Source organism: Stenotrophomonas sp. AS012628 (genome assembly GCF_010608305.1).
GTDB classification, from domain to species: Bacteria; Pseudomonadota; Gammaproteobacteria; order Xanthomonadales; family Xanthomonadaceae; genus Stenotrophomonas; species Stenotrophomonas geniculata.
In genome coordinates this window covers 14,044-27,953 of the sequence record NZ_VMBJ01000058.1, presented here as the reverse complement: position 1 = coordinate 27,953, position 13,910 = coordinate 14,044, and the positions used below count along the sequence as shown (strand labels likewise).

12 protein-coding genes are annotated in these 13,910 nt (G+C 67.6%); 7 read left to right on the top strand and 5 right to left on the bottom strand.

Features of this window, described 5'->3' with window-relative positions; genetic code table 11:
* Positions 1 to 169: 169 nt before the first annotated feature.
* Positions 170 to 436 (bottom strand): DksA/TraR family C4-type zinc finger protein, encoded by a 267-nt coding sequence (locus G5A07_RS19295; protein ID WP_019662141.1) that lies wholly within the window; start codon positions 434 to 436, stop codon positions 170 to 172.
* Positions 437 to 606: 170 nt separating this feature from the next.
* Positions 607 to 1,164 carry a DUF2058 domain-containing protein gene (locus tag G5A07_RS19290; protein ID WP_019338831.1) on the bottom strand — a complete coding sequence of 186 codons (558 nt, stop codon included), beginning with the start codon at positions 1,162 to 1,164 and terminating at the stop codon, positions 607 to 609.
* Positions 1,165 to 1,226: 62 nt separating this feature from the next.
* Between G5A07_RS19290 and G5A07_RS19285 the strand changes: the two genes are divergently transcribed.
* The 3 genes from G5A07_RS19285 (at position 1,227) to G5A07_RS19275 (ending at position 4,166) form a co-directional block, all read left to right on the top strand.
* A complete protein-coding gene (locus G5A07_RS19285) occupies positions 1,227 to 1,727 on the top strand; it encodes a M48 family metallopeptidase (RefSeq protein WP_019338832.1) in 501 nt (166 codons plus the stop codon).
* Positions 1,728 to 1,774: 47 nt separating this feature from the next.
* Positions 1,775 to 2,473: an RNA pseudouridine synthase gene (locus G5A07_RS19280; protein WP_191863845.1), complete on the top strand. Its 699-nt coding sequence runs from the start codon at positions 1,775 to 1,777 to the stop codon at positions 2,471 to 2,473.
* A gap of 103 nt (positions 2,474 to 2,576) precedes the next feature.
* A complete protein-coding gene (locus G5A07_RS19275) occupies positions 2,577 to 4,166 on the top strand; it encodes a phospholipase D family protein (protein ID WP_191863844.1) in 1,590 nt (529 codons plus the stop codon).
* A 3-nt stretch (positions 4,167 to 4,169) separates the two neighbouring features.
* On the opposite strand, the gene G5A07_RS19270 is transcribed toward G5A07_RS19275, so the two are convergent.
* Entirely contained in the window at positions 4,170 to 5,246 is a 1,077-nt protein-coding gene (locus G5A07_RS19270) for an HDOD domain-containing protein (RefSeq protein ID WP_191863843.1), read from the bottom strand.
* 278 nt (positions 5,247 to 5,524) lie between these two features.
* On the opposite strand from G5A07_RS19270, the gene G5A07_RS19265 reads away from it, so the two are divergent.
* Complete coding sequence (locus G5A07_RS19265) at positions 5,525 to 6,622, top strand: Glu/Leu/Phe/Val dehydrogenase dimerization domain-containing protein (protein ID WP_053443359.1); 1,098 nt, start codon at positions 5,525 to 5,527, stop codon at positions 6,620 to 6,622.
* Positions 6,623 to 6,666: 44 nt separating this feature from the next.
* Here the strand turns inward: G5A07_RS19265 and G5A07_RS19260 are convergent, their stop codons facing one another.
* Positions 6,667 to 9,507: an autotransporter serine protease gene (locus G5A07_RS19260; protein ID WP_143994333.1), complete on the bottom strand. Its 2,841-nt coding sequence runs from the start codon at positions 9,505 to 9,507 to the stop codon at positions 6,667 to 6,669.
* 183 nt (positions 9,508 to 9,690) lie between these two features.
* Here G5A07_RS19260 and G5A07_RS19255 point away from each other — a divergent pair, with 183 nt between their 5' ends.
* The 3 genes from G5A07_RS19255 to G5A07_RS19245 all read left to right on the top strand — a co-directional run bounded on the left by G5A07_RS19255 (position 9,691) and on the right by G5A07_RS19245 (position 11,901).
* Entirely contained in the window at positions 9,691 to 10,866 is a 1,176-nt protein-coding gene (locus G5A07_RS19255; RefSeq protein WP_191863842.1) for a thiolase family protein, read from the top strand.
* A gap of 124 nt (positions 10,867 to 10,990) precedes the next feature.
* A complete protein-coding gene (locus G5A07_RS19250; RefSeq protein ID WP_004153024.1) occupies positions 10,991 to 11,332 on the top strand; it encodes a hypothetical protein in 342 nt (113 codons plus the stop codon).
* A 158-nt stretch (positions 11,333 to 11,490) separates the two neighbouring features.
* Complete coding sequence (locus G5A07_RS19245) at positions 11,491 to 11,901, top strand: hypothetical protein (protein WP_006461120.1); 411 nt, start codon at positions 11,491 to 11,493, stop codon at positions 11,899 to 11,901.
* A 281-nt stretch (positions 11,902 to 12,182) separates the two neighbouring features.
* On the opposite strand, the gene G5A07_RS19240 is transcribed toward G5A07_RS19245, so the two are convergent.
* Positions 12,183 to 13,820 (bottom strand): acyl-CoA dehydrogenase family protein, encoded by a 1,638-nt coding sequence (locus tag G5A07_RS19240; RefSeq protein WP_191863841.1) that lies wholly within the window; start codon positions 13,818 to 13,820, stop codon positions 12,183 to 12,185.
* Positions 13,821 to 13,910: the final 90 nt, after the last annotated feature.

Genomic DNA, 13,910 nt, shown 5'->3' with positions numbered 1-13,910 from the left:
CGGGGTGTCAGCCGCATGGATGCGGCTGCCAAGCCTACAAGGACGTACTTGCGGCGTCCCCGCACTCCGACACCGCCCCGCCACCCCACGGAATGCCAGCTTTTGCTGTTGCTGCTGCCTTGGCTTGAAGGCTTCGGCGGGTGCAGGGCGCAGCCCTGCCGAACAACCTTTACCTCAACTGGCTGTCCTTGCTGCCACGCCGGTTGTAGCCGGCATGCGCCTGTTCTTCGTCGTCACGCGCCTGCTGGCACGCCACGCACAGCCGGACACCGGGCACGGCCTGGCGCCGCGCCAACGGGATCGGCGCGTCGCATTCCTCACAGTGCTCCAGACCCGGGCCCTCGCGCAGCTGGCGCCGCGCGCGGGCGATCGCATCGTCGACGGTGGCGTCGATCTGGTCCTGGACCGCGCCGTCTCCCGCCCAACCGGTAGCCATGGCCATCCTCCACAGGTGTGTCGCCTGATATGGAGACGATACACCCCGGCAAAAAGGCACGCCTTAATGTAGAGCCGAGCCACGCTCGGCTGCTCTTCAGGAAGACGAACAGAGCGCGGATGGGTTCGATCAAGCCGATTGCGACTTAATTCCCTCCGTCCCCTTCTTGTTTACCAGACCAGGTCGTCCGGCACCTGGAACTGCGCGTAGTAGGCGTCGTCCTCGGCGTTGCCGGTGGAGATCTCGGCGGTCGAGCCCGGCTGGCCATGGTCGACAATGATCGCCTCCGGGGCGCGCTCACGCACCTTCTCGGCAGCAGCACGTGGCAGCAGGGCGTAGCCCTCGCCATTGGCGACAATGACCAGCACGCCGACCGACAGCGCCTTGCGCAGCTTGGGGTCGATCAGCAGAGTGCGGATCGCCGCGCCATCGCTGAAGCGGTACTCGTCGTCGCCCTTGTGGGGCACGGCATGGGCCGTGATGATCTGCTTCGCCTGCGCCTTCTGTTCAGCCTGACGGGCCTGGGCATTGCGCTCGGCGGCCAGTGCGCGGTCGCGCTCGACCTTCTCGGCGCGGGCCCGTTCAGCCTCGCGCTGGACGTCGGCCGAGGTCGATTCGGCCTTGCCCTGCCGGGCCTTGGCCTGCGCGCTCGCGGCGGCGCTGGCCTGCGACTTCTTGGCCAGGCCGGCCTTGAGCAATTGTTCCTGCAGCGCGTTGGGCTTTGCCATGGTCGATGCGTACCGCGTGTAATCTTGGATGCTCCATTCTACCGACGCCCCGCCGCCCCTGCATGGCAGTCCTGAAGTACCTCAACGGCTATCCCGAACCCCTGGTCGCCCAGGTCAGCGACCTGCTGGCACAGGGCAAGCTCGGCCCATGGCTGCAGCAGCGCTACCCCGACCCGCACGAAGTGCGCAGCGACCGCCAGCTGTACGACTACACCCAGGACCTGAAGGACCGCTACCTGCGCAAGTCGGTGCCGCTCAACAAGGTCTGCTACGACAACACGCTGGAAGTGATCAAGCACGCGCTGGGCACCCATACCGCCATCTCCCGCGTGCATGGCGGCCGCCTCAAGGCCAGCCGTGAGATCCGCATCGCCACCGTGTTCCGCCAGGCACCGGCCGCGTTCCTGCGCATGATCGTGGTGCATGAGCTGGCCCACCTGAAGGAAGCCGACCACAACAAGGCCTTCTATCAGCTGTGCCAGCACATGGAGCCGGATTACCTGCAGCTGGAATTCGATACCCGCCTGTACCTGACCGAGCTGGCCAACCGCGGCCAGCGCTGACCGGCCGCAGCAGCTACACTGCGCGCCCACTGCCCGACCTGCCTGCCATGGAACCGATCCGTCTCGACAAACGCCTGTCCGCCCTGCTCGGCATCCCGCGCGGCGAAGCGCGACGCTACATCGAAGGCGGCTGGGTCACGGTCAATGGCGAGGTGGTGGAACAGCCGCAGCGTCCGGTCGATGACAGCGCGGTGATCGTCGTGGCAGAGCAGGCCAGCGATGAAAAGGCCGAGCGGGTCAGCATGCTGCTGCACAAGCCGGCCGGCGTTGCTGCTGAGACCCTGTGTGCGCTGGTCAGCAGTGACAGCCGCAGCGAGCTTGATGCCAGCGACATCCGTCCGCTGCAGCGACACTTCCACGGCCTGCAGCTGGCCGCCTCGCTTCCGGCCAGCGACAGCGGCCTGGTGGTGGTCAGCCAGGATCCGGCCACGCTGGCCCATCTGCAGCGCAATCTGGGCCGCACCGAACAGGAATACCTGATCGAAGTGGCCGAAGGCGGGCCCGAGCGCGGCCCGTGGCTGATGGCCCGGCTGCAGCAGGAATCGGGCGGCGCCAAGGTCAGCTGGCAGAGCGAGCAGCGCCTGCGCTTCGCGGGCAAGGGCCTGACGGCCAAGGGCCTGCGCGTGGCGGTCACCGCTGCCGGCCTGCAGGTGACGGCCGTGCGTCGGCTGCGTATTGGCCGCGTGGCACTGGGACCGCTGCCTGCGGGGCAGTGGCGTTACCTGGGCAGCGACGAACGGTTCTGACCGCGAAGTTCCTGTCATCCGCGCATGGCGTGACGTTGCCTGAAGAAGGCATCCACGCATGGCGTGGATCTACTGCCATGAATCTGTTGGCTTTCATCCACGCATGGCGTGGCTCTACCATCGGGCCATGAGCCTGCCCAAGCCCCTGTGGCGACGCCTGCTGCGCGTCGCTGCAATCATCCTCGCCGCGCTGTTGCTGCTGGTCCTGTCCGGGCTGCTGCTGGCCGACCATCTCACGCCACGGGCGCAGGGCGCACCCTCGCATGTGCTGCCACTGCAGCCGGCGCAGACCCGCATCGACCAGGAAATCGTGCCGCTGCAGGACGCACACCCCGGACAGTCCGGCGTGGCGTTCCTCAGTGATGGCATGGATGCCTTCGCCGCACGCGCGATGATCACCACGCACGCAGGCCGCAGCCTGGACCTGCAGTACTACATCTGGCACGACGACCTGATCGGCCACCTGATGGCCAAGGCGCTGTACGACGCCGCCGAGCGCGGTGTGCGCGTGCGCATCCTGCTTGACGACATGAACGCCAAGGACAAGGACGCGCTGATGATGGCGCTGGACCGGCACCCGAACATTGAAATCCGCCTCTACAACCCGTTCCGCAACCGCAGCGGCATCGCGCGCACGCTGGAACTGGTGCAGCGCGCTTTCAGCGTGAACCACCGCATGCACAACAAGAGCTGGATCGCAGACGGCCGCATCGCGATCGTCGGTGGCCGCAACATCGGCGAGGAATACTTCAGCGCACGCGACGATGTGAACTTCCAGGACCTGGATCTGGTAGTGGCCGGCCCCGCCGTGCAGCAGGCCAACCAGATCTTCGACGACTACTGGAACAGCAGCACGGCGATCCCGATTTCCGCACTGGCCTCGTACACCGCTGCGCAGTTGCAGCAGCTGGTGCGGCAGTCGGACCTGGATGCCATGCATGCCAAGGCACAGCCCTACCTGCAGCGCGTGGCCGAATCACGCGCACGGCAGCGGCCCAGCCCGGAACCGCTGCACTGGAGCGCCAACGTGCGCATCGCTTCCGATCCGCCGATGAAGCACCGCGATGACGATCGCCGCGGCTGGTTGGTCAGCCGTCTCAGCGACGAGTTGCGCAGCACGCGGCACAGTGCGCTGCTGATCTCTCCCTACTTCGTGCCCGGCAACGATGGGGTCGAGGCGCTGTCGACGCTGGCCGCGCGCGGCGCGCAGGTCGGCGTGGTCACCAATTCGCTCGCCGCCAACGACGTGGCGGCGGTACACGGCGGCTACATGGGCTACCGCGTGCCGCTGCTGAAGGCCGGCGTGCAGCTGTACGAACTGAAGGCACACGGCCAGCTGGATGCCAGCCTGTTCGGCAGCAGCGGGGCCAGCCTGCACACCAAGGCATTCGTGGTCGATGACCGTCGCGGTTTCGTCGGTTCGTTCAACCTCGACCCGCGTTCGGCCTACCTCAATACCGAAATGGGCGTGCTGTTCGACGACCCGGTGCTGGGTGCGCAATTGCGCGACGAGTACCTGCGCCTTGCCGGCCCGGAGCACAGCTGGTGGCTGGCGCTGGGTCGCGATGATGACCTGCGCTGGCTGGAGCGGCAGCCCCCGCCGCACTGGGTGGAGGCCGAACCCGGGGCCAGCCTGGGCAAGCGCTGGACCGCGCGGGTGATCAGCTGGCTGCCGGTGGAATCGCAGCTGTAGCACTCAGGGCGCAGGATCCGCTTCTTCCTGTCCAGCGTCATCGCGTGTTTCCACACTGCGCCCGTGCAGGCGCCGCCAGATCCAGCGCAGGGCATGCGGCGGCGCCGAAGGCAACTGTTCGAGCAGGGCCAGCATGCGGCTCTGGCTGGCATGTCCATGCCGGCACAGCAGGCTGGCCGCTGCGGCCGCACTGGCCAGGCGCAGGCTGTCAGCCAGCGGGCCATCCGCCTCGGGCGCCAGTGCCTGGTGCACCGGCTCGGGCAGCTCCCAGGCCGCAGCCACGCGTTGCGCCAACGGCAGCGACCACTGCTGGAGCAGCTGCAGCGCCAGCGCCGGCTCCACCGTCTCATCGCGTGCCTGCGCTTCCTGCAGCAGCTGGCGCATCACCAGTGCGGCCCCCAGCCCCTGTACCAGGCCCAGCCACTGGGCGGCGAAGGCATCGCCGAAGGTGACCGTGCGCGCGTGGTCAGCGGCTGCGCGCGAAGCCAGCAGCGCGTGCTCCCAGATGATCGTGCTGAACTGCGGAAACACCTCGCACTGCACCTGCATCACCGGCTGTACCAGCACCGCGCTGATGATCTGTCGCACGCCTTCGGTTCCGACCAGTGTCACCGCCCGCTGCAGGCTTTCCACTGGGCGCTCGTGCACCTTGTAGGCCGGGCTGTTGGCGATGCGCAGCAGGTTGCCGGTCAGCACCGGGTCCTGGCCGATGATCGCCGCCATCACCCGCGCCGATGCCGCTTCGTCGTTGACCGTCTGGATCAGCTGCGGCAGCAGCTGCGGGCGGCGCGGCAACTGACGGGCCGCCCAGTCCCGGTCCTGCAGCGCGCGCGCCACCGCCTCGCCCAGTCCCGCGGCCTGCACCGGCGTGGATCCACCGGCCAGGCGCGGGTACAGGGCCAGCGCATGCAGGCCGCGCTGCAGATGTGCAGCGATCTCGGCCGAAGGCAGCGCCTCACCCTGCAGGCTGGCCGCAGCCGCCGCCACCGCCTGTCGCGACACCGCCGCCAACCGGGACGGCGCGGCCCCGGTCGAGCGCGCCAGCCAGCCGCGCAGCGATCGCCACCAGGCCGGCGTCATCGCCGCCCGCCCTGTCGTTGTGGTGCCCTTGCCGTCACTGACCGCCCTGCCTCTTCACGCGAATCCGGCCACCCGCCGTCGTCGCAGCATCGGCCGCACTTTCATCTTCTTTAACCGGAAGGCCGCCGATGTCGACGGCACCGACCGGGGGAATGGACTAGAATGGCGCCGCGCGACCCGTCCCCCTGCACCGACGACGTCGCTTTTTTTGTTTTGGGACCCTACCGTTCACTGGCCGTTCGCTGCAGTTCGCCGCTGATCGCGCCATCGGAGACGCCATGCTATTCGAAACCCTCGCCACCACCGGCCACGAACAGGTGGTGTTCTGCCACAACCACGACGCCGGCCTGAAGGCGATCATCGCCATCCACAACACCACCCTCGGCCCGGCCTTGGGCGGCGTGCGCATGCGCCCCTACGCCAGCACCGACGAGGCGCTGGCCGATGCGCTACGGCTAAGCCGGACGATGACCTACAAGAATGCACTGGCCGGCCTCAACGTAGGTGGCGGCAAGGCGGTGATCATCGGCGACCCCAAAGTGGACAAGACCGAGGTGCTGTTCCGTGCCTTCGGCCGTTATGTCGATTCCCTGGGCGGGCGCTACATCACTGCCGAGGACGTCGGCACCGACGTCAACGACATGGAGAACATCTACCTGGAAAGCCAGTTCGTGACCGGCGTGCACCAGGTCCATGGTGGCTCCGGCGATCCCGCTCCGTTCACCGCCTACGGTGCGCTGCAGGCACTGATGGCGTCGATGCGCTTCAAGTTCGGCCATGAGGAAGTGGGCAAGACCAGCATCGCTGTGCAGGGCCTGGGCCACATCGGCATGGAACTGGTGAAGCTGCTGCGCGACCGCGGCGCCAAGCTCTACGTCACCGACCTGGACAGCGCGCTGGTTGATCGCGCGGTCAGCGATTTCGGTGCCGAAGCAGTCAAGCCGGATGAGATCCATGAAGTGAACGCCGACGTGTTCGCACCGTGCGCGCTGGAAGGCGCGATCAACGCCGACACCCTGCCGCGGATCAAGGCGAAGATCATCTGCGGCACCGCCAACAACCAACTGTCGAGCCTGGAGATCGGCGACGAGCTGCATGCGCGCGGCATCCTGTATGCACCGGACTATGCGGTCAATGCCGGCGGCGTGATGAACGTGTCGCTGGAGATCGACGGTTACAACCGCGAACGCGCGATGCGCCTGATCCGCAGCATCTACCACAACCTCACCCGCATCTTCGAACTGTCGCAGCGCGAGAACATCGCGCCGCAGCGTGCCGCCGACCGCATCGCCGAGAGCCGCATCCTGTCGATCGGCAAGCTGAAGATGCCGCTGGGCCGCAGCACCCCGCGCCTGGGCGACCTGCGCGGCGGCTGAGCCAGCCGACGTCGCGCCGGGCATGACCCGGCGCGACCTGTCCTTCAGAAGCCGGTGCTGTAGCGCAAGGCTGCCTGCCGCGCACCTTCGCCACCGACGCGCTGGTCGAAGCCCAGGCTCAGGCGGCCATTGCGGCCCCACCACGATTCCAGCGCCACGCCGATCAGCGCACTGCCGCGCGACGCGTTCCAGCCCGCCAGCGGTGCCCAGGCATCGACGCCGACGAAACTGGCCTGCCAGTCCGCATCCGCACCATCAATCCGTTGCTGCCATTCGGCATGCCCACGCAGCGTCCAACGCCCCCAGGCACGCTCGCCGCGGATACCGGCCAGCATCTGGCTGCGCTGCACGCGATTGGCATCACCCCGCAGGCCGAAACCGAAGCCGCCGAGCTCATTGAAGGCGTCGGTATCCACGCGCGTGGTGCTGGCGCCGACGTAGGGCGTCAACGATGCGCCTGCACGCCCCAGCCGGTACCCGCCCTCCACGCTGGCACTGCTGAAACGGCCGCCATACCGCGCAGAGACGCCATAGGCGCCCGCACCGAGCAGCAGCTGACGATCCAGCGCGCGGGTGAACTGGCCGCTGCCGACCTGGGCCAGCGCGTAGCCACGCCCCAGATTCCAGCCCGCGTACAGCTGCGCCTGCGCCTGGCGATCACGCCCACGATCGCCGCCGAAACTGCTGCCACCATTACTTCGGGTCTCGCCAAACGCCACGCCCATCAGGCCGTTGCTGCCCAGTGGCAGATCCTGGCCGGCCATCCAGCCCCGGCTGTCGGCGGCGTTGCCGGCGAAGCTGCCCTGCCCCGCCTCACCCAGCGCGCTCTGCCAGCTACCGCGCAGGCGCGGTGCGGCCTGTACACGATCGAAGCGCTCGGCGATCGCACGCCGCGACATGTCGATGCTGTCGAAGGTCGCCGCTTCGGCACGGGCGTGCGCTTGACCGGACAGGCTCTGCAGGCTGGCGGCCAGGCCCTGCGGGCCACCGCCGGTCCACTGCAGGGCGCCGGCCGCTGCACCAAAGGCCGATCCCTGCAGCCCTGCGTTTTTGTCGAGTGCTGCGAATGCACCTTCCAGGCGCTGTGCTGCCGCCTGGGCGGACGCCCCCAGGCCGCTGGCCGCTGCGGTGACGCTGACCTGGGTCAGGTTCAACCAGGCGTTGTTGCTGTCGTAGCCGTAACTGCTCTGCAGCAACGACAGCCCCTGCAGGCCACTGGAGGTAGCCGGCGTACTGAAGGTGCCACTGAGTCCGCCTGCCGCGTGGATCAGGTCCTGGCGGCTGCCGTTCTGCGGCACGTAGCCGGAAACGAAGCCATGCACGCGCACGCCACCGTCGATCGCGGCATTGCCGGTGACCTGCAGCGCATTGGCGCCCAGTGCGATCATCAACTGTGCACCGGCCTGCTGGGTGTAGTTGCCCTCGATCGTGCCGGTGGTGTTGCCGGTGGTGAGGAACACGCTGCTGCCGTTGACCACATTGCCGATCACGCGGGGCGTGCCGCCATTGAACTGCAGGCCGGTCGAATCCGGATCGGACTGGCCGAGAATGGTCACATTGGAACGGACCACACCACCGTTCTGCAGCGACAGGATGCCGCGCTCGATGCGGGTGGCGCCGGTGTAACTGTTGTTGCCGGCCAGCACCAGGGTGCCCCCGCCCTGCTTGACCAGGCCGCCGCTGCCGACGATATCGTTGCGCCACGCCGAGCCGGTCGAAGCAAGATCCACGTTGGCGACCACATCCCCCCAGTCGAAACGGCCCGGACCGTTGATCGCACGGCCGATGTCGAGCAGGCCGTAGCCGAACACCGGATCCACGCCCGGCGCGCCGATGTCCTTGGCGGTGCCCAGCAGGGTCTGCCGCACCAGATCGTTGCTGAAGTACGGGAAGCGCTCCCAGACCAGCGCCGCCGCGCCGGAAATCAAGGGCGCCGCAAATGACGTGCCGTAGTTCCAGTAGTAGCTGCCACCATTGGCATCGGGATAGACCGCGCTGCCTGGCGCCGCAAGGCAGTACCGGGCTGCCTGGCCGCAGGCATTGGCATAGCTGGCCAGCGTACCGGGCGCATACGGATCCACGGCGGTGGCCACCAGCCAGCCGCGCTCCAGATCGGCGGCCGGCAGCGTGCCGGCCACGCCCTGCTGGCTGGGCAGCGCGGCCAGGCTGCTCGGTTCGCTGCGGCCATCATTGCCCGCGGCAAACACCACCAGCCCGCCGTGGTTGATCACGAAGGGACGATATTCGGCGGCCACCTGCGCGGTGGTCGGCAGGTCGGTCCAGTACAGGCCGCCCCACGAATTGTTCATCACCTTCACGTTGTAGCTGATCAGGTCCTGGTGGACCTGGGCCACACCCAGCGGTCCGCTGAATGCATTGCCACGTCCGCTGCCGTCGTCGGTCGGCGGTTTGTCGGCAATGATCCGTGCCGACACGATCTGCGCCTTTGGCGCGATGCCGCCCGGCCAGGAGCCCGTTGCCGCGCCGGCGGCGAGGCTGGCCACGGCGGTGCCGTGGCCGACCACATCATCGACACCCAGATTGTTTCTGGCCGGATCGATGTAGTTGAGGTTGGCCAGCACCCGGCCATTCAATGCCACCGCATTGCGCTGCACGCCGGAATCGACGATGCCGATGCGCACGTTCTGACCGGTCAGGCCGGCAGCCTGTGCGGCGCGCGCATTGGTGACTGACAAATGCGCGTCGAAAGCCGGCTCCTGTGGTTTGACCGGGGGCGGCGTCGTCGGTGGCGGGGTAGTCGGTGGCGGCGGTGGTGGCGGTGTATCGATGCGCACGTTGCCGCCCCCGCCACCTCCACCACAGGCCGTCAGCGCCAGTGCCAGCGCGGTTGCCAGGGCAGATCTCACCGTCGTCGTGCGTTTCATCGATTCCTTCCCATGAACGTTGGCCCGCCCTTGTGCCGGCAGGCATGCGGCGCCGTCCAACGGCGGCCCTCCCCGACCCTCTATACTTGGGCCGACCCCCACGCAGTCTGCCGGGAAACCGGGGCGCTTCCAACGGCCCACGGTCTCCTTTCCGAACATTGCTTACGCATCAACGAGATTGCCATGTCCAACATCGTCATCGCCGCCGCCAAGCGCACCGCCATCGGCTCCTTCCTCGGCCAGTTCAACGGCGTGCCGACCCCGACCCTCGGCGCGGCCGCCATCGCCGCCGCCCTGGAACAGTCGGGCATCCCGGCCAGCGACGTTTCCGAAGTCCTCATGGGCTGCGTGCTGCCGGCCAATCTGGGCCAGGCGCCGGCCCGCCAGGCGGCGATCGCTGCCGGCATCCCGCTGTCAACCGGTGCCACCACGCTGAACAAGGTGTGCGGCTCGGGCATGAAGACCATCATGCTCGGCCATGACCTGATCAAGGCCGGTTCGGCCAGCATCGTGGTCGCCGGCGGCATGGAATCGATGTCCAACGCGCCGCACATGCTGCCCAACTCGCGCACCGGCAACCGCTTCGGCAACTTCCAGGCGGTCGATCACATGGCCCACGATGGCCTGGTCAACGCATACGACGGCAAGGCGATGGGTGAATTCGCCGAATGCGCCGTGGACAAGTACCAGTTCAGCCGCGAAGAGCAGGACGCCTACGCCATCGAATCGGTCAAGCGCGCGCAGGCGGCCCAGGCCAACGGTGCGTTCGCCGATGAAATCGTCGCGGTGAAGGTCGCCACCCGCAAGGGCGAGGTCGAGGTCACCACCGACGAGCAGCCCGGCCGCTCGGACATCGCCAAGATCCCGACCCTGCGTCCGGCTTTCAAGAAGGACGGCAGCGTCACCGCCGCCAGTTCCTCCAGCATCTCCGACGGCGCCGCCGCTGTGGTCCTGCTGACCGAGGAAGACGCAGCCGCGCGTGGCATCACCCCGCTGGCCCGCATCGTCGGCCACGCCACCCACTCGCAGGAACCGGAGTGGTTCACCACCGCCCCGATCGGCGCGCTGCACAAGCTGCTGGACAAGACCGGCTGGTCGCTGGACCAGGTCGATCTGTTTGAAATCAACGAAGCCTTTGCCGTGGTGGCGATGGCGCCGATGCGCGAACTGGGCATCCCGCATGACAAGCTCAACGTGAATGGCGGTGCCTGCGCACTGGGCCATCCGATCGGCGCCTCCGGTGCACGCCTGGTGGTGACCTTGGTCAACGCCCTGCGCACGCACGGTGGCAAGCGCGGCATTGCCACCCTGTGCATCGGCGGTGGCGAAGCAACGGCTATCGCCATCGAATTGATTTAAATGGATTTAACGATGATTTCGCAAAAATGAATGCGGGATCGCTTGACACCCAATCTTGGCTTGTCATCATGTTGTCGGCGCGCAGCATGCGCGTTGCCTAATTCTAACGACGAGGATTCACACAATGAGCATCAACAAGCTGCTGGTCGCGATGTCCCTGGCTCTGGCCCTGGCCGCCTGCTCGAAGCAGGAAGCTGCCCAGGACGCCGCTGCTTCGGCCAACGAAGCCGCCACCGAAGCCCAGGCTGCTGCCGACCAGGCCGCCGCTGCTGGCGCCCAGACCGCCGACGCTGCCCAGCAGGCCGCTGACACCGCCGCCACCGCTGCTGACGCTTCGGTTGACGCTGCTGCCCAGGCTGGCGCTGCTGCCACCGACGCCGCTGCCGGCGCCGCTGCTGACGCTGCCAAGGCTGCTGAAGGCACCGCTGAGAAGGCCAAGGACGCTGCTGAAGAAGCCAAGAAGTAATAACTTCTTTCTTCACGCTGTTCTGGAAAAGCCGCTGGTTCGCCAGCGGCTTTTTCTTTTGTCGAAATGCGCGCGACTGAGCCGCTGCATCGCGACCCCGTCTTCACAACGGCATGAATAGGCTGGCGTCCCCATCCATTGCAGTACCGGAGACCGCCATGAAGATTCGTCCGATCACTACCACCCTGCTGGCCGCCTCCCTGCTGCTGGCCCTGGCCGCCTGCAAGGGCCCGGAAGCCGAACAGGCCAAGCAGGACGCACAGCAGGCGGCCGACAGCGCAGGCGCTGCCGCCCGCGACGCCGTCGACAAGGCTGCTGCCGCCACCCGCGAAGCCGCCGACAAGACCGCTGCCGCGTCCGAGCAGGCCGCCGCCGATACCCAGCAGGCGCTGGACAAGGCTGCAGACGCCACCGCGAACGCGGCCGACAAGGCCAAGGACGCCGCAACCGACGCCGCCGCACACGCCAGCGACGCGACCGCCAACGCCGCGCAGAAGGTTGCCGACAAGGCACGTGATGTCGCCAATGACGCCAAGGCCAACGCCGCCAAGGAAGAAGCCAAGCACTGAGGTGTATCGGCAGCCGAGCATCGGCTCGGCGCTACAGGAAAAGCCGCGGCACTGCCGCGGCTTTTCTGCTTTTCGCTCTCCGCTCATTCTGTTGATTCCGTGGTGGACCGCACGGAAACCGTCCAAGGCCGCGCGGGTAGGTTGCGCAGGGGCGTAAGCGCCATGGATGGCGCGCCCGTGCCTACAAGGACGTATTCACGGCGCCCCCTGCGCGACCTAGCCGCGCGGCCCATCCATCAGTATCAGCGCCCACCACGAGGGGCACCGCCGTTGGCCATTCCCTACGGCAGCGCGCGCGCCAGCATCGCCGTCAGCTCCAGCCCCGCCGGCAGCGTCCCAAACGCCAGCCCATGCTCCCTTTCCAGCCGGCTGCGCACAAACGCCTCCGCCATCGGGCTGCGCGCACGCAGCAGCAGCGCCGCCTGCAGCAGCAGCGCGGTACGCTCGCAGAACAGCCGCGCCTGCGCTTCCTCCGGTGGCGGCGCCGCTGCCCAACGCTGCAATGACGCTGCATAGCGCGCATCACGATCAGCCACCGACGCCAGCTCACCGCGCAACGCCGCCATCGCCTCCGGCTCACGCGCCAGCGCGCGCAGCACATCCAGGCACTGGATGTTGCCGCTGCCCTCCCAGATCGAATTCAACGGTGCCTGCCGGTACAGGCGCGGCAGCATCGACTCCTCTACGTAGCCTGCACCGCCCAGGCATTCCTGCGCTTCATTGACGAAAGCCGGTGCGCGCTTGCACAGCCAGTACTTGCCCAGTGCCGTCCCCAACCGCGCCATCGCCGCTTCATTGGCATCCACACCGGCACGATCCACCGCGCGTGCGATGCGCATCGCCAACACCGTGGCCGCTTCCGACTCCAGCGCCAGATCAGCCAGCACGTTGGTCATCAACGGGTGCTCGACCAGCAGCTTGCCGAAGGTGCGTCGATGGCGTGCGTGGTGCAGCGCCTGCGCCAGCGCCATGCGCATCTCTGCCGCCGCACCCAGCATGCAGTCCAGGCGGGTCATCATCACCATGCCGATGATGGTGGCCACGCCGCGCCCCTCTTCGCCCACGCGCCATGCCTGTGCGCCGCAGAACTCGACCTCGCTGGAGGCGTTGGCCCAGTCGCCAAGCTTGTCCTTCAGCCGCATCAACCGGAACGCATTGCGGTCACCATCGGCCAGCCGGCGCGGCATCAGCAGGCAGGTCAGTCCTCCCGGCGCCTGCGCCAGCACCAGGAAGCCATCGCACATCGGCGCGGAAAAGAACCACTTGTGGCCGACCAGGCGATAACGCTCGCCATCGATCGGTTCGGCGCGCGTGCTGTTGGCACGGACATCCGAGCCGCCCTGCTTCTCGGTCATGCCCATGCCCAGGGTGATGCCGGCCTTGTCCGCCACCGGCACGTCGCGCGGGTCATAGACCGGTGCAGCGGCCTTGCGCGCCCACTCGGCCAGATGCGGCTGCGAATGCAGCACCGCCACCGCCGCATGGGTCATGGTCAACGGGCAGCTGGTGCCCGCCTCGGCCTGGTGATGCAGGTAGCTCAACACCGCACGTGCCACGTGTGCGCCAGGCTGCGGCTCATGCCAGGACAATCCTGCGACGCCGTGCGATTTGGCCGCGTCCATCAACCGGTGATAGGCCGGATGGAACTCCACCGTGTCGATGCGATGGCCCTGTGCATCATGCGTGCGTAGCCGCGGACGATCACGGTTGGCATCGAAGCCGAGCCGGTACAGTTCATCACCGGCGAGTGCACCATAGCCACCCAGCCGCGGCGCGAAGCTGGCGGCGCCTTCGCGCTGCACGGCTTCCATCAGCGCCACGTCGTCGGTCCACAACTGTCGCCCTGCGAACGGCGGCGGCTGGTTCAGCACCACATGGGTTTCATACGGCGCGTTGCTGCTGAAGCTGGGTCCACTCATCCGGTCCATCCTGGCGGCAAGAGGTCTGCGGCCCGATTGTGCCGCATCGCCTGCCAAGCCCGTGTTCAGGCCGGTTCTCACCCTCTGCAC